This window comes from Azospirillum sp. RU38E, from assembly GCF_900188385.1.
Taxonomy (GTDB): domain Bacteria; phylum Pseudomonadota; class Alphaproteobacteria; order Azospirillales; family Azospirillaceae; genus Niveispirillum.
On the sequence record NZ_FZOI01000006.1, the window covers coordinates 1 to 21,818 of the forward strand.

18 protein-coding genes and 1 pseudogene are annotated in these 21,818 nt (G+C 64.3%); 15 read left to right on the forward strand and 4 right to left on the reverse strand.

Features of this window, described 5'->3' with window-relative positions; all coding sequences use genetic code 11:
* Together CHB97_RS12555 and CHB97_RS12560 are read right to left on the reverse strand one after the other, a co-directional pair.
* On the reverse strand, window positions 1-2,035 hold a 2,035-nt coding region (locus CHB97_RS12555; RefSeq protein ID WP_143271319.1), incomplete at its 3' end, for a filamentous hemagglutinin N-terminal domain-containing protein.
* 32 nt (window positions 2,036-2,067) lie between these two features.
* The gene (locus CHB97_RS12560) at window positions 2,068-3,780 is read right to left on the reverse strand and encodes a ShlB/FhaC/HecB family hemolysin secretion/activation protein (protein WP_143270878.1); all 1,713 of its coding nucleotides are present in this window, start codon (window positions 3,778-3,780) and stop codon (window positions 2,068-2,070) included.
* Between the two features lie 69 nt (window positions 3,781-3,849).
* Here CHB97_RS12560 and CHB97_RS26375 point away from each other — a divergent pair, with 69 nt between their 5' ends.
* Together CHB97_RS26375 and CHB97_RS12565 are read left to right on the forward strand one after the other, a co-directional pair.
* The gene (locus tag CHB97_RS26375; protein ID WP_160105811.1) at window positions 3,850-4,017 is read left to right on the forward strand and encodes a hypothetical protein; all 168 of its coding nucleotides are present in this window, start codon (window positions 3,850-3,852) and stop codon (window positions 4,015-4,017) included.
* Window positions 4,018-4,158: 141 nt separating this feature from the next.
* Window positions 4,159-6,219 carry a PhoX family phosphatase gene (locus CHB97_RS12565; protein ID WP_200819920.1) on the forward strand — a complete coding sequence of 687 codons (2,061 nt, stop codon included), beginning with the start codon at window positions 4,159-4,161 and terminating at the stop codon, window positions 6,217-6,219.
* 386 nt (window positions 6,220-6,605) lie between these two features.
* Here the strand turns inward: CHB97_RS12565 and CHB97_RS12570 are convergent.
* A pseudogene (locus CHB97_RS12570) lies at window positions 6,606-7,110 on the reverse strand (transposase); the annotation flags it as partial.
* A gap of 554 nt (window positions 7,111-7,664) precedes the next feature.
* On the opposite strand from CHB97_RS12570, the gene kdpF reads away from it, so the two are divergent.
* The 11 genes from kdpF to CHB97_RS12625 all read left to right on the forward strand — a co-directional run bounded on the left by kdpF (window position 7,665) and on the right by CHB97_RS12625 (window position 18,882).
* Window positions 7,665-7,754: a K(+)-transporting ATPase subunit F gene (kdpF, locus tag CHB97_RS12575; protein ID WP_084438593.1), complete on the forward strand. Its 90-nt coding sequence runs from the start codon at window positions 7,665-7,667 to the stop codon at window positions 7,752-7,754.
* A gap of 4 nt (window positions 7,755-7,758) precedes the next feature.
* Window positions 7,759-9,498: a potassium-transporting ATPase subunit KdpA gene (gene kdpA, locus CHB97_RS12580; RefSeq protein ID WP_089288445.1), complete on the forward strand. Its 1,740-nt coding sequence runs from the start codon at window positions 7,759-7,761 to the stop codon at window positions 9,496-9,498.
* Window positions 9,498-11,543: a potassium-transporting ATPase subunit KdpB gene (kdpB, locus tag CHB97_RS12585; protein ID WP_244559525.1), complete on the forward strand. Its 2,046-nt coding sequence runs from the start codon at window positions 9,498-9,500 to the stop codon at window positions 11,541-11,543. The genes kdpA and kdpB overlap by 1 nt, the downstream gene beginning before the upstream one ends.
* A gap of 266 nt (window positions 11,544-11,809) precedes the next feature.
* Window positions 11,810-12,394 carry a potassium-transporting ATPase subunit KdpC gene (gene kdpC, locus CHB97_RS12590; RefSeq protein ID WP_089288443.1) on the forward strand — a complete coding sequence of 195 codons (585 nt, stop codon included), beginning with the start codon at window positions 11,810-11,812 and terminating at the stop codon, window positions 12,392-12,394.
* Window positions 12,395-12,412: 18 nt separating this feature from the next.
* Window positions 12,413-15,109, forward strand: a complete 2,697-nt coding sequence (locus tag CHB97_RS12595) for a sensor histidine kinase KdpD (protein ID WP_089288488.1) — start codon at window positions 12,413-12,415, stop codon at window positions 15,107-15,109.
* A 6-nt stretch (window positions 15,110-15,115) separates the two neighbouring features.
* The gene (locus CHB97_RS12600; protein ID WP_089288442.1) at window positions 15,116-15,799 is read left to right on the forward strand and encodes a response regulator; all 684 of its coding nucleotides are present in this window, start codon (window positions 15,116-15,118) and stop codon (window positions 15,797-15,799) included.
* 265 nt (window positions 15,800-16,064) lie between these two features.
* Window positions 16,065-16,358, forward strand: coding sequence for a hypothetical protein (locus CHB97_RS12605; RefSeq protein WP_089288441.1), 294 nt, complete (start codon window positions 16,065-16,067; stop codon window positions 16,356-16,358).
* Between the two features lie 249 nt (window positions 16,359-16,607).
* Complete coding sequence (locus CHB97_RS12610; RefSeq protein WP_089288440.1) at window positions 16,608-17,156, forward strand: phage tail protein; 549 nt, start codon at window positions 16,608-16,610, stop codon at window positions 17,154-17,156.
* Window positions 17,157-17,183: 27 nt separating this feature from the next.
* Window positions 17,184-17,735: a phage tail protein gene (locus CHB97_RS12615; RefSeq protein ID WP_089288439.1), complete on the forward strand. Its 552-nt coding sequence runs from the start codon at window positions 17,184-17,186 to the stop codon at window positions 17,733-17,735.
* Between the two features lie 15 nt (window positions 17,736-17,750).
* Window positions 17,751-18,308: a phage tail protein gene (locus tag CHB97_RS12620; protein ID WP_089288438.1), complete on the forward strand. Its 558-nt coding sequence runs from the start codon at window positions 17,751-17,753 to the stop codon at window positions 18,306-18,308.
* 16 nt (window positions 18,309-18,324) lie between these two features.
* Window positions 18,325-18,882, forward strand: a complete 558-nt coding sequence (locus tag CHB97_RS12625) for a GNAT family N-acetyltransferase (protein WP_089288437.1) — start codon at window positions 18,325-18,327, stop codon at window positions 18,880-18,882.
* 145 nt (window positions 18,883-19,027) lie between these two features.
* On the opposite strand, the gene CHB97_RS12630 is transcribed toward CHB97_RS12625, so the two are convergent.
* Window positions 19,028-19,939 (reverse strand): LysR family transcriptional regulator, encoded by a 912-nt coding sequence (locus CHB97_RS12630; RefSeq protein ID WP_089288436.1) that lies wholly within the window; start codon window positions 19,937-19,939, stop codon window positions 19,028-19,030.
* Between the two features lie 117 nt (window positions 19,940-20,056).
* On the opposite strand from CHB97_RS12630, the gene CHB97_RS12635 reads away from it, so the two are divergent.
* Both CHB97_RS12635 and CHB97_RS12640 read left to right on the forward strand, forming a co-directional pair.
* Window positions 20,057-20,842 carry an SDR family NAD(P)-dependent oxidoreductase gene (locus CHB97_RS12635; protein ID WP_089288435.1) on the forward strand — a complete coding sequence of 262 codons (786 nt, stop codon included), beginning with the start codon at window positions 20,057-20,059 and terminating at the stop codon, window positions 20,840-20,842.
* A 19-nt stretch (window positions 20,843-20,861) separates the two neighbouring features.
* On the forward strand, window positions 20,862-21,797 hold the full coding sequence (locus tag CHB97_RS12640) for an NAD-dependent epimerase/dehydratase family protein (protein WP_089288434.1): 936 nt from the start codon (window positions 20,862-20,864) through the stop codon (window positions 21,795-21,797).
* Window positions 21,798-21,818: the final 21 nt, after the last annotated feature.

Sequence of the window (21,818 nt, forward strand, 5' to 3'; positions counted from 1 at the left end):
GGAACTTCAACGCCGTCGTACCACCGACGGCACCGCCGAAGCTGACGGCACCCTTGCCGGCATCGGTCACCAGGGCGTAGCCGCCATTCACCGTGGAGGTGAGGCGGATATCGTCACCGGCCGCACCAGCGCTGACAATGGCGCTGTCACCGGTGAGGGTGACCGGGCCACCCAGGCGGATAGACCCGCCCGTGGTGCTGACCAGATCGCCGGCCAGACGGACGTTGCCAGCATAATCCTGCTGCCCTGTCGTGGTGACGCTGCTGATAATCAGGCTGCTGCCATTCAGCGACAGGCCAGAGAGGGCCTGCGCAGCACCGACCGCGCCAAGCGAGACGCTGCCGGCACCGGCATCGACCAGCAGGAAGCCGGGGCCATTGGTGCCGTTGCTCACCGTCACATTGTCGGCCGCGCCGCCGGCGGTGACGATGCCGGCCAGACCGCTGACCGACAGGGCGCCGGTGATGCCGATGGCGCCGTTGCCGCTGCCGACCAGATTGCCGGCCAGGCTGAGGTCACCCTGATAGGATTGCGCGCCGCTGGTGGTGACCGTCACGCCGCTGGCCACGCTGATGGAACCGGTGCCGGGGTCGCGCTGTGCGGCGAGTGCGGCGGGATCATTGGCCAGCACCGACAAGCCGCCCTTCAGCGTCACATCGGCATTCAGCGCCACCGAGCGACCGGCCCGCAGCGTCAGATCACCGGCCCCGGCATTGGCCGAGGCATTCACCGCCGCATTGACACTGATATCATTATTGGCCTGCAGCACCAGATTGGCACCGTTCAGCGCCGCCACCACGGAAGCAGCGCTCAGCGTGGCGTCAGACCCGGCATTCTCCCCAAAGCCGTCATTGCCGGCCACATCGCTGCTGCCCGTGGCGGCCACGATGATGTTCTTGGGGTCCAGCAGCAGGGTGCCCTTGACGCCGCTCTCTGCCGTCAGGTCGGTATTGCCTTGATAGGAAAGCGTACCGGCAGAGGAAACCTCTGCATTGCCGCCCTGCCCTGCCCCCGCTCCCTTGGCGCTGATGTTGCCGGCAAAGCGCGTCTGTTCGGCCGACATCAAGGTGACATGGCCGCCGCTGCCATTCTCTGTGGCGTCGGCGCGCAGGATGGCCGTGGCGGTCACATCCAGCCGGCTGGTCTGGGCGCTGCCCACCTGGATGTTGCCGCCACCCGCCGGCCCGCTGGCATCCAGCGTACCGGAAACGGCGATGGCACCCTGGCCGCCATCCAGCACAATGTCGCCGCCATCCCGATAGGCGCCGCGCGCTTCCACCACGCCGGTCATGTCGATGACATTATCCACCACCCGCGCCGCCGTGGCGGCGGACAGCAGCACGGTGGCGCCGCTGATGCGGCCGGCCTGTTCCAGCTTCGCCCCATCGACGGCACTGCCGGCATCAAAGCTGATCAGCCCGTCGCCCGCCAGGTCCAGCGTGAAGCGCTGTGCCGCACCCAGGGAAACCGTGCCCAGTTCGGCCGTGATGGTGCCGCCGTTGCGCACATGCGGGGCCACCAGGGCCACCAGGCCGGCATTGATGCGGCCTTCATTGACCACTGCGGCCCCGGCCAGCGGGGAGGCGATATCGAACCGGTAATCCCCGGCCAGGAATTTCTGATTATCGATATTGGCGGTGGTGGCCACCAGCCCGGCCACATCCACCTGTGCCCCGGCACCGAACAGGATGCCATTGGGGTTGATCAGGAAAATCTGCCCATTGGCCGTCAGCTGGCCATTCAGCACGGAGGCCTGATCGCCGGTGACCCGGTTCAGCGCGATGGCGCCGCTGCCGGGCTGGATGAAGCGCGTCACCTCACCCTGGGCGATGCCGAAGCTGCGCCAGTCGATGATGGCCTTGTCGCTGCCCTGCGTCACCTCCAGCACCGGGCCGGTGCTGGCGAAGCCGACGCTGCCATGCACAATGGTGGGATCGGTGGGGTTGGCACCGGCGGGCATGGCCAGGGCCAGAACACCGGTGAGGGCGGAACCGGCCAGCAGACGGCGGCGGCTGGAGAGCATGTCACGGACCATGGGATGTTCCCCCTGATTAAGGCGCCGACGGATCAGAAGCGGGCGGTAAAGGCGGCGAAGAAGCGGGCGGCACGGTCGCCCTTGGTCGCCACATCGCGGCGCAGGGGCTTGGCCACCTGCAGGTCGGCGGACAGATTGTCCGTCAGGTTGGCGCGCAGGCCACCCCCGATGGAGGCCAGCTCCACCCCGTCCAGCAGCGTCACCGGGTCATCGTTCCAGACCTTGCCATGATCATAGAAACCATAAAGCTGCAGGGTCGGCCCGGCGCGGAGCGGCACGGCGTAACGCAGTTCCAGCGAGCCGGCGACGCCCTCATCGCCTGACAATTCGCCATCATCGAAGCCGCGCCCGAAGGTGGCCCCGCCCAGCTTGAATTCCTCCGACGCCAGCAGCGCCTTGTCGGCGATCTGCGCCGACAGCGCGATGCGGGCGGTGAAGGGGCCGGATATCACCTGCACCCGTTCGGCATCCAGCGCCATACGGGTGAATTCAGCCGAACCGGCGGCGCGGGATTTGTTGGGGGCCGTATCGCTGGTGGCGTTGAAGACATCCAGCCCGCGCACCACCCGCAGCGCCAGATGGTTGCTGCCGCCCAACCGGTCGACCGAGCGGAAATCAGCACCGAGCGATAGGGTGCGCACCGTATCGGCGGCAAAGCGCTGGCCGAAGAAATTGGTCCGCGTCTCATAAGCGCTGAATTCGCCTTCCAGCACCAGCGTTTGCGCCCGGCTGCGCAGCAGCGGATGGGCGGCGTGCAGGCTGAGGCTGTTGGCGCGGGTCGACACGTCCAGCGGGGCCAGCGTGTAACCCGGCTGGCCCCGCTGCACCCCGGCGCGGATGCCCAACACGGTGCCTTCAGTGCCGACCAACTGATCAAAACCCAGCGTCAGGCCCTGCTGATCGTCTGTATCGCGGAGCGCTGTAACGCCACTGATCAGGAAACGGCCGCCATCGCTGGCCCCGTTGAAGACGGCACCGGCCAGCAGGCGCCAGGGGCCGGTATATTCCGACCCGCGATTATCGATGCTGGCATAGGCCTGCACCGGATCATGTTCCAGCTTCACCGTCAGCACCGATCCGCCGGTCTGGCCAGGGGCCGGCGACAGCACGGCACGGGCGCGCACGCCCGGCAGATCATTGGCCAGCAGAAGCTGGCGTTCCAGATCATGGATGTTCACCGGCTGCTTGGCAGCAGTCAGCCGGTCCAGATAGGCCTGGATACGATCCTTATGCGGGCCGGCATCACCTTCCACCACGGTGCGGGCGATGAAGCCTTCAACGATGCGGATGGTGGCGGTGCCATCGCTGATCCGCTGCGCCGGCACCACGGCGCGGGTCAGCACCCAGCCGGCTTCGCGGTAGCGCGCGGTGATGGCATCGGCGGTGGTGAACAGGTCGGCCAGGGTGATCGGCCGGCCGGTGATGCCCCGCGTCAGATCATCAAAGGCACCGGGGCCGAACACCCCTGCCCCTTCAATCACCACGCGGTTCAGCGTCAGCGGCATGGTGGCGGCCCCGGTAACGGGGGCACTGCCGGGGGCCGGCGCAATCTCGATCCCGCCCTGGCTGGGGGCCGCGGGCGGCAGCGTCGGCGTCAGATCCGGCCGGCGGGGCTCCGCCGCTGATGGCAGGCTCTGCTGCGCCAGGGCCGGCCCGGCCAGGGCCAGCAGCACCAGCATGGCCGTGCCGGCCGTCAGCCGATGAACCGCATTACGCGAACGCCGCGAAGAGATCGTGATGCCCATGGTGGCCGCCAACCTTCCCTGGTTTTGCAATGGCCGGTCCACCCGTTTTGGCAGGGGAACCAGCCGCTTATGTCACCGGAATATGCAAAAGAATGTTCAACCAGCATCGGAGCCGAGCTGGACAGAGAAACAGCCACCGCTTCTAACCATCTTTTGTTACGGATTGATGTGAAAGAAACCGCGATGCGTCGAAAGGCAAAAATTGATATTGATAATCATTCTTATATTTTGTGCTGATATAGAATCGGCAAACTCAGTAGAATTGACACATAATATTCACATATTCCCAAAATTATCGTCGTCTTGATTGGTGTAGTTGATGCCGTCCCCGCGACATCGCGTCAACCGGCCTTTCCAACAGACCAGGGAGCACAGTCCGTGAGCCAGATCGATACCCCCGAAATCGACCGCGACAATCTTGAAGAACGTGGCATCGGCGCGGACCAGACCTTTGACAAGGTGTTGGAAGCCAGCATCGGCCGCCGTAACTTTCTGCGCAGCGGCGCTGTTGCCGGTGCCGCCCTGTCCGCTTCCGGCATTTTCCTGACCGGCAATGAAGCCAAGGCCGCCGCCGCCGATCTGTCCTTCACCTCCATCGGTGAAAGCAAGGCCGACAAGGTGGTGGTGCCCGCCGGTTACGAAGCCAATACCCTGATCCGCTGGGGCGACCCGCTGTTCCCCGGGATGCCGGCCTTCGACCCGCTGAACCAGACCCCGGCCGACCAGGCCAAGCGTTTCGGCTTCAATTGCGACATGGTCGCCATGTTCCCGGAACGGTTCGGCGCCCCGGCCAAGATCGGCCGCCTGCCCTATCCGTCCTATATCATGTGCGTGAACCACGAATATACCCGTGGCTCCTACATGTTTGAAAACTATACCGGTTCGGAAGTCCAGGCCCTGACCGAGATCGAAGCCCACGGCTTCAGCGTCGTCAATGTCCGCGTGCTGAACGGCCGCTGGAGCTATGACGTCACCTCCCCCTATAACCGCCGCGTCACCGGTACCACGCCGATGCAGGTCACCGGTCCCGTTGCCGGCCATGACAAGCTGAAGACCCCGGCCGACCCGACCGGTACCCTGGTGCTGGGCACCTTCAATAACTGCGCCGGTGGCTTCACCCCCTGGGGCACCTATCTGTCGGCGGAAGAGAATTTCGACCAGTATTTCGCCAACCGTTCCAAGATCACCGATGCCAAGATCGCCCTGGATCACCAGGATTACACGATCCCCAGCACCAGCAGCAGCAATGGCTGGGAAAAGCATGTCGCCCGTTTCGACTGCGGCAAGCCGGAAGGCGTGAACGAGCCGTATCGTTTCGGCTGGATCGTCGAGATCGACCCCTACGACCCGACCTCCACCCCGAAGAAGCGCACCGCCATGGGCCGCTTCAAGCATGAAGCCGCCACCATCGCCCTGACGCGCGGCACCAACACGGTGACGGCCTATTCCGGCTGCGACACCACCTTTGAATATGTCTACAAGTTCGTGTCGGCCGGCACCTACACGCCGGGCAACCGCGCCGCCAACATGAACCTGCTGGAAAACGGCAAGCTGTACGCCGCCCGTTTCAATGCCGACGGCACCGGTGTCTGGCTGCCGCTGGACCTGAACGACGCCGTTTCCGGCCCGAAGCTGGCCGCCTCCACCTATCCCGATGGCAGCCGCCGCTTCCAGACCCAGGCCGATGTGCTGCTGAACAGCCGCCGCGCCGGTGACGCTGTGGGCGCCACCCCGATGGACCGGCCGGAAGACCTGCAGGCCACCGTGGATGATGATTTCTACGGCAATGGCAAGATGTACATCGTGCTGACCAACAACAGCAGCCGTCAGGCCGCCAGCAGCACCGCCAATTACACCAGCAGCGCCCGCGCCGGTGCTGGCCGTGCCGTGCCGGCCAAGGCCGATGCGGCCAACCCGCGCGGCCCGAACCGCACCGGTCACATCATCGAAGTGACCGAAGCCAACAATGACCATGCCGCCACCAGCTTCACCTGGCGTATCTTCCTGCTGGCCGGCGACCCGGCGGCCGGTGCGACGGCCGTTGACAATATCTCCCTGAACGGCATCTCCACCTTCACCGGTGACCGTTTCGGCTCCCCGGACAACATCACCTTCGACAATAGCGGCAATATCTGGATCGCCACCGACGGCACGCCCTCCAGCTACCCGTTCAATGACGGTCTCTATGCCGCCCCGCTGAACGTGCCGGCCGGCCAGCCGGTGCCGGTGAAGCGCTTCCTGGCGGTGCCGGCCGGTGCCGAATGCTGCGGCCCGCTGCTGTCGCCGGACAATAGCTCCCTGTTCGTCGCCGTGCAGCATCCGGGCGAGGATTCCGCCGGCCTCTATTCCAACACCCAGTCCAAGTGGCCGGATGGTGAATATCCCCGTCCGTCCGTGGTGTGGGTCCGCCGCACCGATGGCGGCCGCATCGGTTCGTAATATCCGTAACTGGAAATCTTGACCACCGGTCAAGATTTCCAGTACCTCCGGCACCAGCACCAATACATGTGGGCAGCGGCGATTGAGGGCCGTGATCAGAACCGACAGTGAACTGATGGTGTGGATGCCCCTTCACCGGGGCATGGTTGGTTTCCAGGTTAAGGTTTCCGACGGGCGTCACACTGGAGGTCATGATAGGGGCGACATATTTGCTGGCGATCGACCTGGGCAAGCGGCAATTCCAGGTCTGCGGGACGGACGTTATACCACCCCGCCTAAAGCTTGACCTTTAGGCGGGGTGGTATTAGTCTTCTTCGCGTCCTTCGCCGGCTGCGGCGGCAGGCCATCGCCCTGATCTTCCCCGCTTTCCTGCGGATTGACGGTCTCAACGGCGTCGACATGGCGCCGCGCGATGGCATCCCAGCTGACATTGGCCCGGATCAACGAACTGTCGATATGGACGATCTCGCCTTTGGCGATCCGGGCGGCGATACAAGATTGCCCGGTACGCACGAAAATCTGCCGGAACCGATCTGCTCCCCAGCGCTGGCGGATATGGTGGCTGCTCAGGCTTGAATGATCCGGCAATGGCTCATGCAGCCCATAGCCGATGAACCAGCGGATCGCCAGATTGACCTGTGCCTCCCGCATCAGCCGCCGGTCGTGAACGATGCCCAGCAGCATCCCAGCCAGCATCAACCGAACCGCAACCTCCGGCGCAATCCCGGGGCGGCCCGTCTGAGCGCTGTAAAGATCGGCGACCTCCGCCTCAAGCCAACCCAGATCGAGAACCTTGTCTACCCGAACAAGCACAGGGTCCGCAGGCACCAGATCCCGCAGCCACCCCGACACAAACAGCTCAGGCTGACGACGATCCTTCTGTCCCAACATGGCGATGCCTCCCGTGACATCGCCATCGAATCAAAATGTTAGAGCGGATCGCGGAAAAGCGGAATCGCTTTGGAGCGTGAATCCGCTCGCTGAACAAGGACTTAGAGCCGGGTGTGTTTCCATTTAAACGCACCCGGCTCTAGGAATTTTCAACAGGCCCGGGGGATCGCCGCCTGATCCTACCCGTGCCCCTTGCCGGCCCTGCCTGTCATAAAGCCCCAGGGCGGCCCGGGGCAGGCGAAAGCTGCCCAGCTGGCTGGGTGCGGCTTCATCGCTGCACGGTGCCTGCGCCCAAATGGCCATGGTCACGGTTTCAGCCAGGCGCAGGGCTGGCAGGATAGCGGGCGGCATCGCCCTCTTTATGGGTTCTTTATACCGGCCCCCTGAAACCCGTCTGGAGCCCTTACGCCCCCTCGGCGCACCCTGTGCACTGCAACAACCGCTTTGCGGGGGAACCTATGCTCGACCTCGTCTTCCTGGGCGCCATTCTGGCGGCCTTCGCCCTGTTTGCCGGCCTGACCTATGGCTGCGACCGGCTTTAAAGGGGGGACATCATGGCTTTCGATCTGATTGCCGGCGGCCTGGTGGCTGCCGGCCTGTTGGCCTATCTGGTCTATGCGCTGCTGCGCCCGGAGGCGTTTTGACATCATGACCGCCGATGGCATTTTACAGATCCTGTTCACGCTCGCCCTGCTGGCCCTGCTGACGCCGCTGTTCGGCGGCTATATGGCCCGCGTGTTCGAAGGGGAACGCACCTGGCTCAGCCCGCTGGTCGGCCCCGTCGAACGCGGGCTTTATCGTCTGGCCGGCATCGATCCGGCCAAGGAACAGCACTGGACAAGCTATACGTTGGCCCTGCTTTCCTTCAACCTGCTGGGTCTGCTGCTGCTTTATGCCGTGCTGCGCTTGCAGGGCTGGCTGCCGCTGAACCCGGCGGGTCTGGGGGCGGTCAGCCCCGATCTGGCCTTCAACACGGCCATCAGCTTTGTCAGCAACACCAACTGGCAGGCCTATGGCGGCGAAACCACGCTGTCCTATTTCTCCCAGATGGTGGGGCTGACGGTACAGAATTTCGTCTCTGCCGCCACCGGCTTTGCCGTAGCGGTGGCGCTGATCCGCGGCTTTGCCCGCCGGTCGGGCCGTACTGTGGGCAATTTCTGGGCCGATCTGGTGCGGGCGACACTCTATGTGCTGCTGCCGCTGGCCTTTGTCTCCGCCCTCTTCCTGGTCTGGCAGGGCGTGCCGCAGAATTTCGGGGCCTATGTCAGCGCCAATACGCTGGAAGGGGCCCAACAGATATTGGCGCAGGGGCCGGTGGCCAGCCAGATTGCCATCAAGCAGCTGGGCTCCAATGGCGGCGGCTTCTTCAATGCCAATGCGGCCCACCCGTATGAGAATACGACCGCCCTGTCGAACCTGCTGCAAACGCTCTATCTGCTGATGCTGGCCTCCGCCCTGGTCTACAGCTTCGGGCGCATGGTCAAGGATACGCGGCAGGGCTGGGCCATCTGGGCCGCCATGTCGATCATGCTGGTGACCGGCATCGGCGTCACCTATTGGGCCGAGGCGCAGGGCAACCCCGCCATCGCCGCCCTGGGCGTCAATGACACGGCCAGCGACAGCAACAGCGGCGGCAATATGGAAGGCAAGGAGGTGCGTTTCGGCACTGCCCTGTCATCGCTGTGGGCGGTCAGCACGACAGCGGCCTCCAACGGCTCCGTCAATGCCATGCATGACAGTTTCACGCCCCTTGGCGGTCTGGTGCCGATGGCCAATATCCTGCTGGGCGAGGTGATCTTCGGCGGGGTCGGGGCCGGGCTTTACGGGATGCTGGTCTTTGTCATCCTGGCCGTCTTCATCGCCGGGCTGATGGTGGGCCGCACGCCGGAATATCTGGGCAAGAAGATCGAGGCCAAGGAGATCAAGCTGGCCCTGCTGGCCGTGCTGGTCTACCCCGTCTGCATCCTGGGCGGGGCGGCGCTGACGGCCGTGATCCCCTCGGCCCTGGCCAGCGTCGCCAATGCCGGGCCGCACGGGCTGTCGGAAATCCTTTATGCCTATGCGTCCGGCACCGGCAATAACGGCTCGGCCTTTGCCGGCTTCAATGCCAACACGCTTTATCACAATACGATGATCGGGCTGGCCATGCTGCTGGGCCGCTTTGCCGTGATCGTGCCGACGCTGGCCATTGCCGGGTCGCTGGTCACCAAGAAGACCCTGCCGGCCAGCGCCGGCACCTTCCCCACCCATGGCGGCCTGTTCATCGGCCTGCTGATCGCCACCATCGTCATTGTCGGCGGTCTTACCTTCTTCCCGGCCCTGGCGCTCGGGCCCATTGCCGAGCATCTCAGCCTGCAGGCCGGCACCCTGTTCGGAGCCATCCCATGATGAATTCCAGCAATGCCACCTTGCTGGACGGCCGCATCGCCGCCCAGGCCGTGGGCGTGGCCTTTCGCAAACTGGACCCGCGCCTGCTGTTCCGCAACCCGGTGATGTTCGTCACCGCCATTGTCGCCCTGCTGACCAGCCTGATCTTTGCCCGCGACCTGATCCAGGGGGCTGAGGTGCTGCTGACCGGGCAGATTGCCGCCTGGCTGTGGTTCACCGTGCTGTTCGCCAATTTCGCCGAAGCGGTGGCAGAGGGGCGCGGCAAGGCCCAGGCCGCCAGCCTGCGCCGCACCCGCACGGAGACCATGGCCCGCAAGCTGGCCAGCATCGAGGCCACCGCTTGGGACAATGTGGCCGCCGCCAGCCTGCGGGCCGGCGATCTGGTACTGGTGGAAGCCGGCGACACCATCCCCGGCGACGGGGAGGTGGTGGACGGCATCGCCACCGTCAATGAAAGTGCGATCACCGGTGAATCCGCCCCGGTGATCCGGGAAAGCGGCGGCGACCGCTCGGCCGTCACCGGCGGCACGCTGGTGGTGTCTGACCGCATCGTGGTGCGCATCACCGCCAATCCGGGTGAAAGCTTCCTGGACCGGATGATCGCCCTGGTGGAAGGGGCCAAGCGCCAGAAGACGCCCAACGAGATTGCCCTGACCATCCTGCTGGTCGGCATGACCATCATCTTCCTGCTGGTCACGGTCACCTTGCAGGGTTTTGCCCTCTATACCGGCTTTCTGATCCCGGTGGTGTTTCTGGTGGCGCTGCTGGTCACCTTGATCCCCACCACCATTGGCGGGCTGCTGTCCGCCATTGGCATTGCTGGCATGGACCGGCTGGTGAAGTTCAATGTCATCGCCAAATCCGGCCGCGCGGTGGAGGCGGCGGGCGATATTGATGTGCTGCTGCTGGACAAGACCGGCACCATCACCCTGGGCAACCGGCAGGCGGCGGAATTCCTGCCCCTGACCGGGGTGCAGGAACATGAGCTGGCGGAAGCCTCGCTGCTGGCCTCCCTGGCGGATGAGACGCCGGAAGGCCGTTCCATCGTGGCGCTGGCCCGCCAGCGGGCCGGCATCGCCCTGCCAGCCGACCGCGCCGGCATGGTCTTTGTTGCCTTCACCGCACAAACCCGGATGAGCGGGGTTGATCTGGGCGACCGGCGCATCCGCAAGGGGGCCGTCGACCGGATGCGCGCCTGGATGGAGGAACAGGCCAGCATCGGCCCGGCGCAAGGCCGCGAGCTGACCGGGCTGGTGGAACGGGTGGCCCGGTCCGGCGGCACGCCGCTGGTGGTGGCCGATGGCCGCCGGCTGCTGGGCGTCATCTATCTGAAGGATATCGTCAAGCCCGGCATCCGGGAGCGGTTCGCCACCCTGCGCCAGATGGGCATCCGCACGGTGATGATCACCGGCGACAATCCGCTGACGGCCGCCGCCATTGCCGCCGAAGCCGGGGTTGATGATTTCCTGGCCGAGGCGACGCCGGAACTGAAGCTGGAACGCATCCGCCAGTATCAGGCAGAGGGGCGGCTGGTCGCCATGTGCGGCGACGGTTCCAACGATGCCCCGGCTCTGGCCCAGGCGGATGTCGGCGTGGCGATGAATACCGGCACCCAGGCGGCGCGTGAGGCCGGCAATATGGTCGATCTGGACAGCGACCCGACCAAGCTGATCGAGATCGTCATGATCGGCAAACAATTGCTGATGAGCCGGGGGGCGCTGACCACCTTCTCCATTGCCAATGATGTGGCGAAATATTTCGCCATCATCCCGGCCTTGTTCGTGGCCGCCTATCCGCCCCTGCAGGCGCTCAACATCATGGCGCTGCACAGCCCGGCCAGCGCCATCCTGTCGGCCATCATCTTCAATGCCCTGGTCATCATCTTCCTGATCCCGCTGGCATTGAAGGGGGTGCGCTATCGCCCGGCGCCTGCCGCCAGCCTGCTGGCCCGCAATCTGCTGCTCTATGGGCTGGGCGGTCTGGTGGTGCCCTTCCTGGGCATCAAGCTGATCGATTTGGCCGTCACCGCGCTGGGGCTGGTGTAGACGCTGCCGCCTGTCACTCGCTCGTCACTGTCACCTCGGCCTTTGTCTGTCGGCGCTAAGTCTGCCCCTTGGAATAACGTGCCTTCCCCGCGAAAGCGGGGATCCAGGGGCCACATGAACCCACGCTTGGGCGCCCTTGGCTCCTGGACCCCCGCTTTCGCGGGGGAGGCAGGGAGGGTGCAAAAGGCTGACTTAGCACCTCCAGGCAACGGCCGGAGCGATGGCGGGAGAGCGTCCCTCTACCCCCCCTCAGGAGAACCCCAACCATGCTTTCCCATTTCCGCCCCGCCGTCACCCTGCTGCTGGGGCTCACCGTTCTGACCGGGATTGCCTATCCGCTTTCCGTCACCGGCATCGCCCAGCTGGCCTTCCCCGATCAGGCCGATGGCAGCCTGATCCGCCGGCCTGATGGCAGCGTGCTGGGCTCCGCCCTGGTCGGCCAAAGCTTCACCCGGCCGGATTATTTCTGGTCGCGCCCGTCGGCCGCTGGCAAGGGCTATGATGCGGCCAGTTCCGGCGGCACCAATCTCGGCCCCTCCAGTGCGGCCCTGGTCGATCAGGTGTCCAAGCGGGTGGCAGCCCTGAAGGCGGCCAACCCGGACGCGGTGGGCCCGGTGCCGGTCGATCTGGTGACCAGCAGCGCCAGCGGGCTCGATCCCCATATCTCCCCCGCCGCCGCCCTCTGGCAGGCGCCGCGCGTGGCGGCGGCGCGCGGCTTGTCGCTGGCGCAGGTGCAGTCGCTGATCAGCGGCGCCACGCAGGGCCGCACCCTGGGCTTTCTGGGCGAACCGGTGGTCAATGTGCTAAAGCTCAACCTTGCGCTTGATGCCGTGAAGACGGCAGGCGGCTGATTTTCTCCCGAGATGTTGATGGCCCCTGCCGACGCTGACCGCCCCAACCCCGACGCCCTGCTGGAGCAGGCCAACCGCGAGAAACGGGGGCGCTTGAAAATATTCCTGGGCGCTGCCCCCGGCGTGGGCAAGACCTATGCCATGCTGGAGGCGGCGCAGGCGGTGCGGCGCGATGGCGGCGATGTGGTGATCGGCATTGTCGAGACCCATGGAAGGGCCGAAACGGAAAGGCTGGTGGCCGGGCTGGAGGTACTGCCACGGGCGCGGCTGGATTATCGGGGTCGGACCTTCAATGAGATGGACCTGGATGCCATCCTGATCCGCCGGCCGAAACTGGTGCTGGTGGATGAGCTGGCCCACACCAACATTCCCGGCAGCCGGCATCTGCGCCGCTGGCAGGATGTGGAGGAGCTGCTGGGGGCTGGGATCGATGTCTGGTCGACCCTGAATGTCCAGCATCTGGAAAGCCTGAACGATATTGTTGAACGCATCGCCGGCATCAAGGTACGCGAAACCCTGCCGGACAGCGTGCTGCGCGCGGCGGATGAGATCGAAATGGTCGATCTGCCGCCGCCCGAACTGCGCCAGCGGCTGGCCGAGGGCAAGGTCTATGTGCCGGCCCAGGCGCAACGGGCGGCGGAGAAATTCTTCTCCATCGGCAATCTGACGGCCCTGCGGGAAATGGCCCTGCGTCAGGCGGCGGAACGGGTGGATGCCCAGATGCTGTCTTACATGCGCAGCCATGGCATTGCCGGGCCCTGGCCGACGCGTGACCGTATCCTGGTGGCCATCCCCGCCGCCCCGCTGGCCCTGCGGCTGGTGCGGGCGGCCAAGCGCATGGCCGAACGCCGGCAGATGCCCTGGACGGTGGCCCATGTCGAAACCCATCGCCACGCCAACCTGTCCGATGCCGACAAGGCCCATGTCACCCAGGCGTTCCGGCTGACCCAGCAATTGGGCGGGGAGATTGCGGCACTGACCGGTGATGACATCACCGGTGAGCTGCTGGGCTGGGCGCGGGCCAACAATGTCAGCCAGATCGTGCTGGGCCGCACCCGCCGCACCCGCCGGCTGTTCGGCCGCTCCCTGACGGGCGACATGCTGAAGCGGGCGGCCGATCATGACATCCTGCTGGTGGGCGGGGTGGAGGAGGAGGCGCGGCCCGGCGGCCAACCCCAGCGCCCGCCGCCCGCCCCGCTCTGGACCGGCTGGAAAGCCTATGCCTGGTCTGCCCTGGCGGTGGGGGTGGCCAGCCTGATTTCGTGGGGGGTCTATGCGGTCTTGCCGGTGGGCAATGTCAGTTTGGTCTATCTGCTGGCCGTGCTGCTGATCGCCACCCGCTTCGGGCTGGTTCCGTCCGTTGTTACCGCCCTGGTGGCCTTCTTCGCCTTCAATTACCTGTTCACCGAGCCGCGCTATACATTTTCGGTCAGTGATTCCGACGATCTGCTGACCATCGGCTTTTTTCTGGTCGCCGCCATCTTCACCGGCCAGCTGGCCTCCCGTCTGCGCCGCCAGATCGAAGTGACCCGCACCAGCCAGCGCCGCACCGCCAACCTGTATGATTTCTCCCGCAAGGTCTCTTCTGCCGCCAGCGAGGATGATGTTCTGTGGGCCGTGGTGCACCATGTTGCCGCCACCTTGAAGGCCAGGGTGCTGATCCTGCTGCCCGATGGGGCGGAACTGGCGATCCGCGCCGGCTATCCGCCGGAAGATACGCTGGACCAGCGGGCTGCCGCTGCCGCCCAATGGGCCTGGGGCAATGGCCAGCGGGCCGGGCGCGGATCGCAGACCCTGCCGGCATCGGACTGGCTGTTCCTGCCGCTGCGCACCCAGCGCGGCACGGTGGGCGTGATGGGCGTGCAGATGGAGGGGGGCGACGGCCACCTGTCCACCGAGCAGGAACGGCTGCTGGACACGCTGAGTGATCAGGCCGCCCTGGCGCTGGAGCGCACCCAGCTTGTCCAGGATATCGAGGCGGCCCAGGTGGCGCAGGAGAAGGAGCAGTTGCGCGCCGCCCTGCTCTCCTCCCTCTCCCATGATCTGCGCACGCCGCTTGTCTCCATCCTGGGCGCTGCCACCAGCCTGATCAGCTATGAGGATGCGCTGGACCAGACCGCCCGGCGCGAACTGGCCCAGACCATCCAGGAGGAGGCCGAGCGGCTGAACCGCTTCGTGCAGAACCTGCTGGACATGACGCGGCTGGGCAGCGGCGGGTTGAAACCCAAGACCGATTGGGTCGATCTGGCCGATATTATCGGCCGCGCCCTGGCCCGGGCGCGGCCGCTGCTGAGGGGGCACAAGGTGAAAGTGGACCTTGCCCCCGGCCTGCCGCTGCTGCAGCTTGACCCGGTGCTGATGGAGCAGGTGTTCTTCAACCTGCTGGACAATGCCGCCAAATACAGCCCCGCCGGCACCGCCATCACCGTCTGGGCCCGGCGCCAGGGATCGCAGGTGACGGCGGAAATCTGCGACCAGGGGCCGGGCATCCCGCCAGCGGACCAGGAACGGGTGTTCGACATGTTCTATCGCGTGCAGCAGGGCGACAAACAGACGGCCGGCACCGGCCTGGGCCTGGCCATCGCCAAGGGGCTGGTGGAGGCGCATGGCGGCAGCATCGGCGTGATGTCCGGCATCCATGGCGTTGGCGCCTCGCTGGTGGTACGGCTGCCGATCCCGGAGGGGCCGCCCGCGGCCGCCCCGGAAACGGAGTGATGCCGGATGAGCCGTATTCTTGTCGTCGATGATGAAGCGCCGATCCGGCGCTTTCTGCGTATCAGCCTGGGCGCCAACGGCCATCAGGTGGCGGAGGCGGAGAACGGCGCCGAAGCCCTGGCCCTGGTGCGGGCCGACCCGCCCGATCTGGTGATCCTGGATCTGGGCCTGCCCGATATGGATGGGCAGGAAGTGGTCAGCGCCATCCGGGAAATCAGCCCGGTGCCGATCCTGATCCTCTCTGTCCGCGCCGGGGAGGCCGATAAGGTGGAAGCCCTGGACCGTGGGGCAGAGGATTATGTCGCCAAGCCCTTCGGCATTGCCGAACTGATGGCCCGCGTCCGCGTCGCCCTGCGCCGCGCGCCCCTGGCGGCAACCAGCAGCATCATTCAGGCCGGCCCCGTCAGCATCGATCCCGACCGCCGCATCGTCACCCGCGACGGGGCCGAACTGCGCCTGTCGCGCCGGGAACAGGATCTGCTGTTCGTCCTGGCCCGCCAGGCCGACCATGTGCTGACCCACCGGCAGATCCTGCGCGAGGTCTGGGGCCCCGCCCATGTGGAGGATACGGCCTATCTGCGCGTCTATATCGGTCAGCTGCGCCACAAGCTGGAGGAAAACCCGGCCGAACCGGTGCTGATCGTCACTGAACCTGGTGTTGGGTATCGGCTGCGCACGGATGGCGGGTGAGCTGTGGGGCATGATTCTCGGTACTGGCCTGCTCCCTCAATTGCCAGCTCTGCCCCTGGCAGCCTGGCTTGCGCGCATATGGGTGCGCGGGTTCGCCGTTGCTGCCCCCCAATGGTCATGTTCTGTGACGCTTGGTGTAAAGCTTATGGACGCATGAATATTAGAAGATGCACGCATTTCCATCTGGAAAAAACATAAAAAACATTGATTCATAATATACGGCAGTAGTAGCGTGAATCCAGATCAATTTTCGGTGGAGGGGAGGATGCAAAGGGTAGAGTACACGTATTTTGCACCCTTTGTTAACAGTACATTTACAGCCCATCATGCCGATATTGATGTTGAGATGGATTTGATCCAGGTGGCAAAAAGAAACCTGAAACGTAATGTTCATTTGAGAGAAAACCCATTCACCCTTGTATTTCGTTCTGCGTTGAAGGTTATTCTCCCGCAGGGAATGTACAGAATGGCCACAACAGGGTTTGAGCCGCAGATGATTTTCATCACCGCCGTTGGAGCAGACGCCGATGGTATTATCTACCATGCCGTTTTTGACTAAGGTGGACTGCGTTTGCTCGGCATTACCGCCGGTCTACAATTTCCTTTTTTCCTGAACAGCAATCCGCACATCATGAGCCTATCGCTTAACCGCCGAAATACACTGAAAGATTGACGAACCGAGGCGGAATCTCTGCAAACAATCTCCCCCTCATTGTCGATACTGCTGGCCGGTCGGGCAGCTCATTTCTGCCAGACGGATATTGACTGACATCTTCATCCCAGATGGAACCAGAGTTGAGAGGATCCCATGTCAGAACCCTATGTCGGGCAGATCATGTTCGGGGCATTCGGTTTCGCCCCTCAGGGCTATGCGCTGTGTGACGGAGCAACATTGTCCGTTCATCAGAATCAAGCGCTCTTTGCGTTGATTGGCTTCACTTATGGTGGCAATAGGGTGGATAAGTTCAATCTGCCTGACCTGCGGGGCCGCGTGGTGATGGGGGCTGGCCAATCACCAGTGTCCGGCATTTCCTACCAGGTCAGTCAGTATGGCGGCGCCGAATCTGTGACCCTGGCCGTTGGAAACATGCCATCCCACACGCATTTTGTCGGTGTCAGCAACGCTGTGGGAACGGCACCAGCTGCCAGCAACTTCCCTGCTCAGACGGGGCCGAACAGTTCCACATCCGTCGCGACCACTATGTACGGCCCCGCCGGTACCGCCAGTCAGTTGGTGAAAATGGCTGACCAAACCATTTCCCAAACAGGCGGCAGCGGCGCTCACTCTAATATGCAACCCTTTCAGGTGGCAAACGCCATCATTGCGCTTACCGGCGTGTTCCCGGCGCGGCCTTGAGCCGATGAGATAGAAGGAGCAACCACTATGTCAGACGCTTTTATAGGGGAAATCCGCCTCGTCCCCTTTATCAAGACCCAACCGCCCAGAGGATGGTTGATCTGTGACGGCAGCCTGGTGAAAATCGGTCAATATGGCCTGCTCTTCTCTCTGCTTTCGACATCCTATGGCGGGGATGGCGTTACCACCTTCGGCTTGCCCGACCTGAGGGGGCGCGTCCTGGTCGGCCAGGGCACCGGCACCGGATTGACCCCGCGCCCCATGGGGCAAAAAGGCGGTTCAGAACAGGTGGTGTTGACGCAGGCGCAGATACCGGCGCACACACATGCATTCCAGGCCACCACCCAGCCCAATACATCAAAAACTCCCGGTGGCCTCTATTATGGCAGCGATAGCAGCGACACCTATAAGCGGTATATTTCACCGGTTCCGACCAATCCGCCCCCCAAAATGCAGCAGTTTTCTCAAGCCACCATCGAGCCGACGGGGGGTAATATGCCTCATCCAAACCTGATGGCGGGATTGGGCCTGCGCTATATCATCTGCGCTGTCGGCGATGTTTACCCGCAAAGAGGCTGAGCAGGAGAGGACATCATGAGCACGCCTTTCATTGGACAAATCAGTTTCTTTCCCTGGAGTTGGGCTCCCTATGGTTGGTTGCCGTGCAACGGCAGCATTTATAAAATTGCCGAATATCAGGCGCTTTACTCCCTGATCGGCAGTAATTATGGCGGTGACGCCAAAAACACCTTCGGTGTGCCGAACCTGCAGGGACTGGTGCCTGTTGGTGTCGGGCAATCGGTTGGGGCCCAAACCAATTGGACCCTGGGGGCCACGCATGGAACGGATGCCGTGCTCATCAACAACAGTATGGTGCCGACCCATAATCACAACATGTCCTTCGTTCTGGGGGCGTCGACGACGGGCACGGCCGTGACGGATTGCATGTTGGCCAATATCTCTCCCCCGCAATTCTGGGCGGCACCACCACCAGCGAATGCATATCTGGGGCCTGCGGCTCTGACGGAAGCGTTTGGTCAGGCGCCATCACCCCATGAGAACAGGCAGCCCTATCTGGTGCTCTATGCCTGCATCGCCTGGGATGGGGAATATCCCGACTTAAACGCCAGCGGCGTGACCCAGCAATCGTGAAGACACCGTGCCGGTCATGCTGAATTTTCCCAAAGGGCAGTCTTACGGGGCTGCCCTGACCGTGCCGGGGGTGCATCTGCGGCCAGCACGGTCGGCGGATCTGCCTTTTCTACGCCATCTGTACCGGTTGGGCCGCGAGCGGGAGCTGGATGGCCTGAACTGGCCGGAGGCGATGAAGCGTGATTTCTGTCGCAGCCAATTTGAAGCGCAGCACGTGGATTATACCCGTCGCCATCCCTCCGCGTGGTTTCTGGTTCTGGAACAGCAGCGTGCCCCGGCTGGCCGGCTGACCATTGATCCGACAGGGGACACGCTCCACCTGATCGATATCGCGCTGCTGCCGGCAGCCCAGGGTCGGGGGATTGGAACCCGCCTCCTGCTGGCATTGCAAGATCGGGCGCGGGCGGCGGGCAAACCCCTGTCGCTCCAAGTCCAGCGGGGGAATGACCGGGCCGCCGCGCTTTATCGCCGGCTAGGCTTCAGCATCGGCACATCAGGGGCCACGCACGATAATTTCATCTGGATGGCGCCTGAAATAGATTTTACACCACCCCGCCTAAAGCTTGACCTTTAGGCGGATCGGAGGCCGGCGACCGCCGGTCCGCCGCTTGGTAGCGGTGCCAGCCAAGCGGCCGGATGGCAGCGCCCGGCGTCTGAGGGAACAAAAAATCTCCCTGGATCGGTCACGATCAAGGGAGATTGGTATTATGCGCCAGACCTCATAAATCCTGTTCCGCCACGCATTCGCGCAGCAGCTGGCGGAACCAGAGCAGGGCCGGATCGCGCTGGAAATGCCGGTGCCACTGGATCATTTCCGTCAAGACCGGAAATTCGATGGGCAGCGGCAATATGCGCAGCGGCATACGCCGAACATACAGCTTTGCCAGCCTTGTATGCATCGTGGCCAGCAGGTCCGTGCCCACCAGCATGGACGGCACCGTGGTGAAATCCGGCACGAAGACTGCCGCCTTGCGGGCATAGCCGAAGCGTTGCATGAACCATTGGTCGAAAGAGGGGGAGCGTTTCATGCCGAACCGCACCTGCACATGGTCCATGGCCATATATTGTTCAAAGCTGATCGCGTCGCCCACCTGCCGGTTGCCCTCCCAGACGACGACGACATGACTATCCGTGAACAGCTTCTCTTTGGGATGGTCGGGATGGGTGAAATTATCCGGCGTCAGCAGGAAATCCACCTGCCCGCGTCCCAGCCGGTCCAGCACCATATCATCCATGAAGTCGATCTCCACCCGGATGCCGGGGGCCAGCACCCGCGCCTTGGCAATGGCGCGGGCCAGCAGCACCTCCGTCACATAATCGGACGCGTGCAGCCGGATGGCGCGGGTGGCGCTGGACGGGTCGAAACTGGGCTTGGTTTCGATGGTGGATTGAATTTGCATCAGAATGTCGCGCACCGGCTCGGCCATGCTTTCGGCCAGCGGCGTGGGCACCATGCTGCGCCCGATCTGGGCCAGCAGATCATCATCAAAGAATTCGCGCAGCCGGGCCAGATTGCCCGACACGGCCGACTGGCTGAGGTTCAGCCGGTTGGCCGCGCGTGAGACGCTGCGTTCCTCCAGCAGCACATCCAGCACCACCAGCAAATTCAGGTCCAGTTTCTGGAACCGCATTATTCATCCTCCCCATCCATCGGTCAGGCCGATAGTTTGTTTCAGTAAATACGATTTTGGTGATGGTGGTCGAGCCCCTATCGTTCGAAAAATGATTTTCCCTGCAAAGGAACGCCCATGGACGCGCCCGGTTATGGCCGCCTGTTCGACCTGTCGGGCCGCCGCGCCCTTGTCACGGGCGGGCAGCGCGGGCTGGGTCTGGGGATCGCCACGGCACTGGCCAGCCAGGGGGCAGCGGTCTGGATCAGCAGTGAGGATGCGGCCGGCTGCGCCGATGCCGCAGAGGGGTTGCGCGCGCAGGGTCTGGCTGTCCATGCCGCTGCTTGCGATGTAACCGATCAAGCCGCCCTGTCGGCCATGGTGGCACAGGTGACAGCGGCGGGGCCGCTGGACATTCTGGTCTGCAATGCCGGTATTGCCCCCCATGCCGGCCCCATCGCCAGCGCCAGCGAGGCCGATTGGCAGGCGACCATGACGGTCAATCTGCAAAGCGTGCTGTGGTTGACCGGCATGGTTCTGCCCGGTATGGCGGCGGCGGGCGGTGGCAGCGTGATCATCATGTCCTCCATCGCCGGGCTGCGCGGCAACAAGGCCTTGGGGCTCTATGCCCTGTCCAAGGCGGCCAATGCACAATTGGCCCGCAATCTGGCGGTGGAATGGGGGCCGGCGAATATCCGGGTCAACGCCATCTCCCCCGGTTTCATCCGCACTGACCTGTCGCGGGATCTGCTGGCCAACCCGGCCTTCATGGAACGGCGCATGGCGATGACGCCGCTGCGCCGGCCGGGTGAGGTGGCGGAGGTGGCCGGGGTGGCGGTGATGCTGGCCAGTGCGGCCGGCGGCTTCATCACCGGGCAAAATATCGTCGTGGATGGCGGCACGCTGATCACCGACGGCAATTGAAGAAATAAGGGGAAACGCCATGCATATCCTTGTTACCGGCGCCGGCGGTTTCGTCGGTGACGCCCTTGTCCGCCGTCTGCTGGCGGGGGCGGGGGCGGCGCCTGCTTTCACCCGCCTGACCCTGGTTGACCGGCAGTTCAGCGCCCGGCCCGACGATCCGCGCGTGACCGCCCTGGCCGGTGACATTGCCAATGCCGGCATCTGGGCCGATGCGCTGAACCAGCCGGCCGATCTGGTTTTCCACCTCGCCTCCGTGCCGGGCGGGCTGGCAGAGCGGGATTTCGATCTGGGCATGGCGGCCAATCTGGGCGGCACGCAGGGGCTGCTGGATGCGCTGCGCCGGCAGCAAAGCCCGGCCCGGCTGGTCTTTGCCAGCTCGGTGGCCGTCTATGGCGACCCGCTGCCCGATCAGGTGGATGATGCCACGCCCGCCCGGCCCGGCCTGTCCTATGGGATGCAGAAGCTGGTGGGGGAGCTGCTGGTGACGGATTACAGCCGGCGCGGTTACATCGATGGCAGCAGTCTGCGCCTGCCCGGCATCGTCGCCCGCCCCCCTGCCCCATCGGGCCTGATCTCCGCCTTCATGAGCGAGGTGATGTGGGCGGCACGGGACCATCGCCCGGTGCGCTTGCCGGTCTCCGAACAGGGTGTGTGCTGGTGGATGTCGGTGGCGGCGGCCGTGGAGGCGCTGCTGCACGCCGCCTCCCTGCCCGGCCAGGGCCGTGTCTGGCTGCCGCCGGTGCTGCGCCTGACCTTAGGCGAACTGGTGGCAGCCCTGACCGACCGGTTCGGCCCGTTCCCAGTGACCTATGCCCCCGACCCGGCGGTGGAGGCCAAATTCGCCCGCCAGCCGCCGCTGATCGCTGCCGCCGCACGGGCGGCGGGGTTCCGCGATGATGGCGATGTGGCGGGGCTGATCAAGGCGGCGCTTGACCAAGGTGAATACACACCATAGTTTTAGAATCAAAATATTAAT

Bases quoted from the DNA above. Each gene is read 5' to 3' on its own strand.
- CHB97_RS12560 (WP_143270878.1), bottom strand. From the start codon at position 3,780: ATGGGCATCACGATCTCTTCGCGGCGTTCGCGTAATGCGGTTCATCGG.
- CHB97_RS26375 (WP_160105811.1), top strand. From the start codon at position 3,850: ATGTCACCGGAATATGCAAAAGAATGTTCAACCAGCATCGGAGCCGAG.
- kdpF (WP_084438593.1), top strand. From the start codon at position 7,665: ATGGCTTTCGATCTGATTGCCGGCGGCCTGGTGGCTGCCGGCCTGTTG.
- kdpA (WP_089288445.1), top strand. From the start codon at position 7,759: ATGACCGCCGATGGCATTTTACAGATCCTGTTCACGCTCGCCCTGCTG.
- kdpB (WP_244559525.1), top strand. From the start codon at position 9,498: ATGAATTCCAGCAATGCCACCTTGCTGGACGGCCGCATCGCCGCCCAG.
- kdpC (WP_089288443.1), top strand. From the start codon at position 11,810: ATGCTTTCCCATTTCCGCCCCGCCGTCACCCTGCTGCTGGGGCTCACC.
- CHB97_RS12595 (WP_089288488.1), top strand. From the start codon at position 12,413: ATGGCCCCTGCCGACGCTGACCGCCCCAACCCCGACGCCCTGCTGGAG.
- CHB97_RS12600 (WP_089288442.1), top strand. From the start codon at position 15,116: ATGAGCCGTATTCTTGTCGTCGATGATGAAGCGCCGATCCGGCGCTTT.
- CHB97_RS12605 (WP_089288441.1), top strand. From the start codon at position 16,065: ATGCAAAGGGTAGAGTACACGTATTTTGCACCCTTTGTTAACAGTACA.
- CHB97_RS12610 (WP_089288440.1), top strand. From the start codon at position 16,608: ATGTCAGAACCCTATGTCGGGCAGATCATGTTCGGGGCATTCGGTTTC.
- CHB97_RS12615 (WP_089288439.1), top strand. From the start codon at position 17,184: ATGTCAGACGCTTTTATAGGGGAAATCCGCCTCGTCCCCTTTATCAAG.
- CHB97_RS12620 (WP_089288438.1), top strand. From the start codon at position 17,751: ATGAGCACGCCTTTCATTGGACAAATCAGTTTCTTTCCCTGGAGTTGG.
- CHB97_RS12625 (WP_089288437.1), top strand. From the start codon at position 18,325: ATGCTGAATTTTCCCAAAGGGCAGTCTTACGGGGCTGCCCTGACCGTG.
- CHB97_RS12630 (WP_089288436.1), bottom strand. From the start codon at position 19,939: ATGCGGTTCCAGAAACTGGACCTGAATTTGCTGGTGGTGCTGGATGTG.
- CHB97_RS12635 (WP_089288435.1), top strand. From the start codon at position 20,057: ATGGACGCGCCCGGTTATGGCCGCCTGTTCGACCTGTCGGGCCGCCGC.
- CHB97_RS12640 (WP_089288434.1), top strand. From the start codon at position 20,862: ATGCATATCCTTGTTACCGGCGCCGGCGGTTTCGTCGGTGACGCCCTT.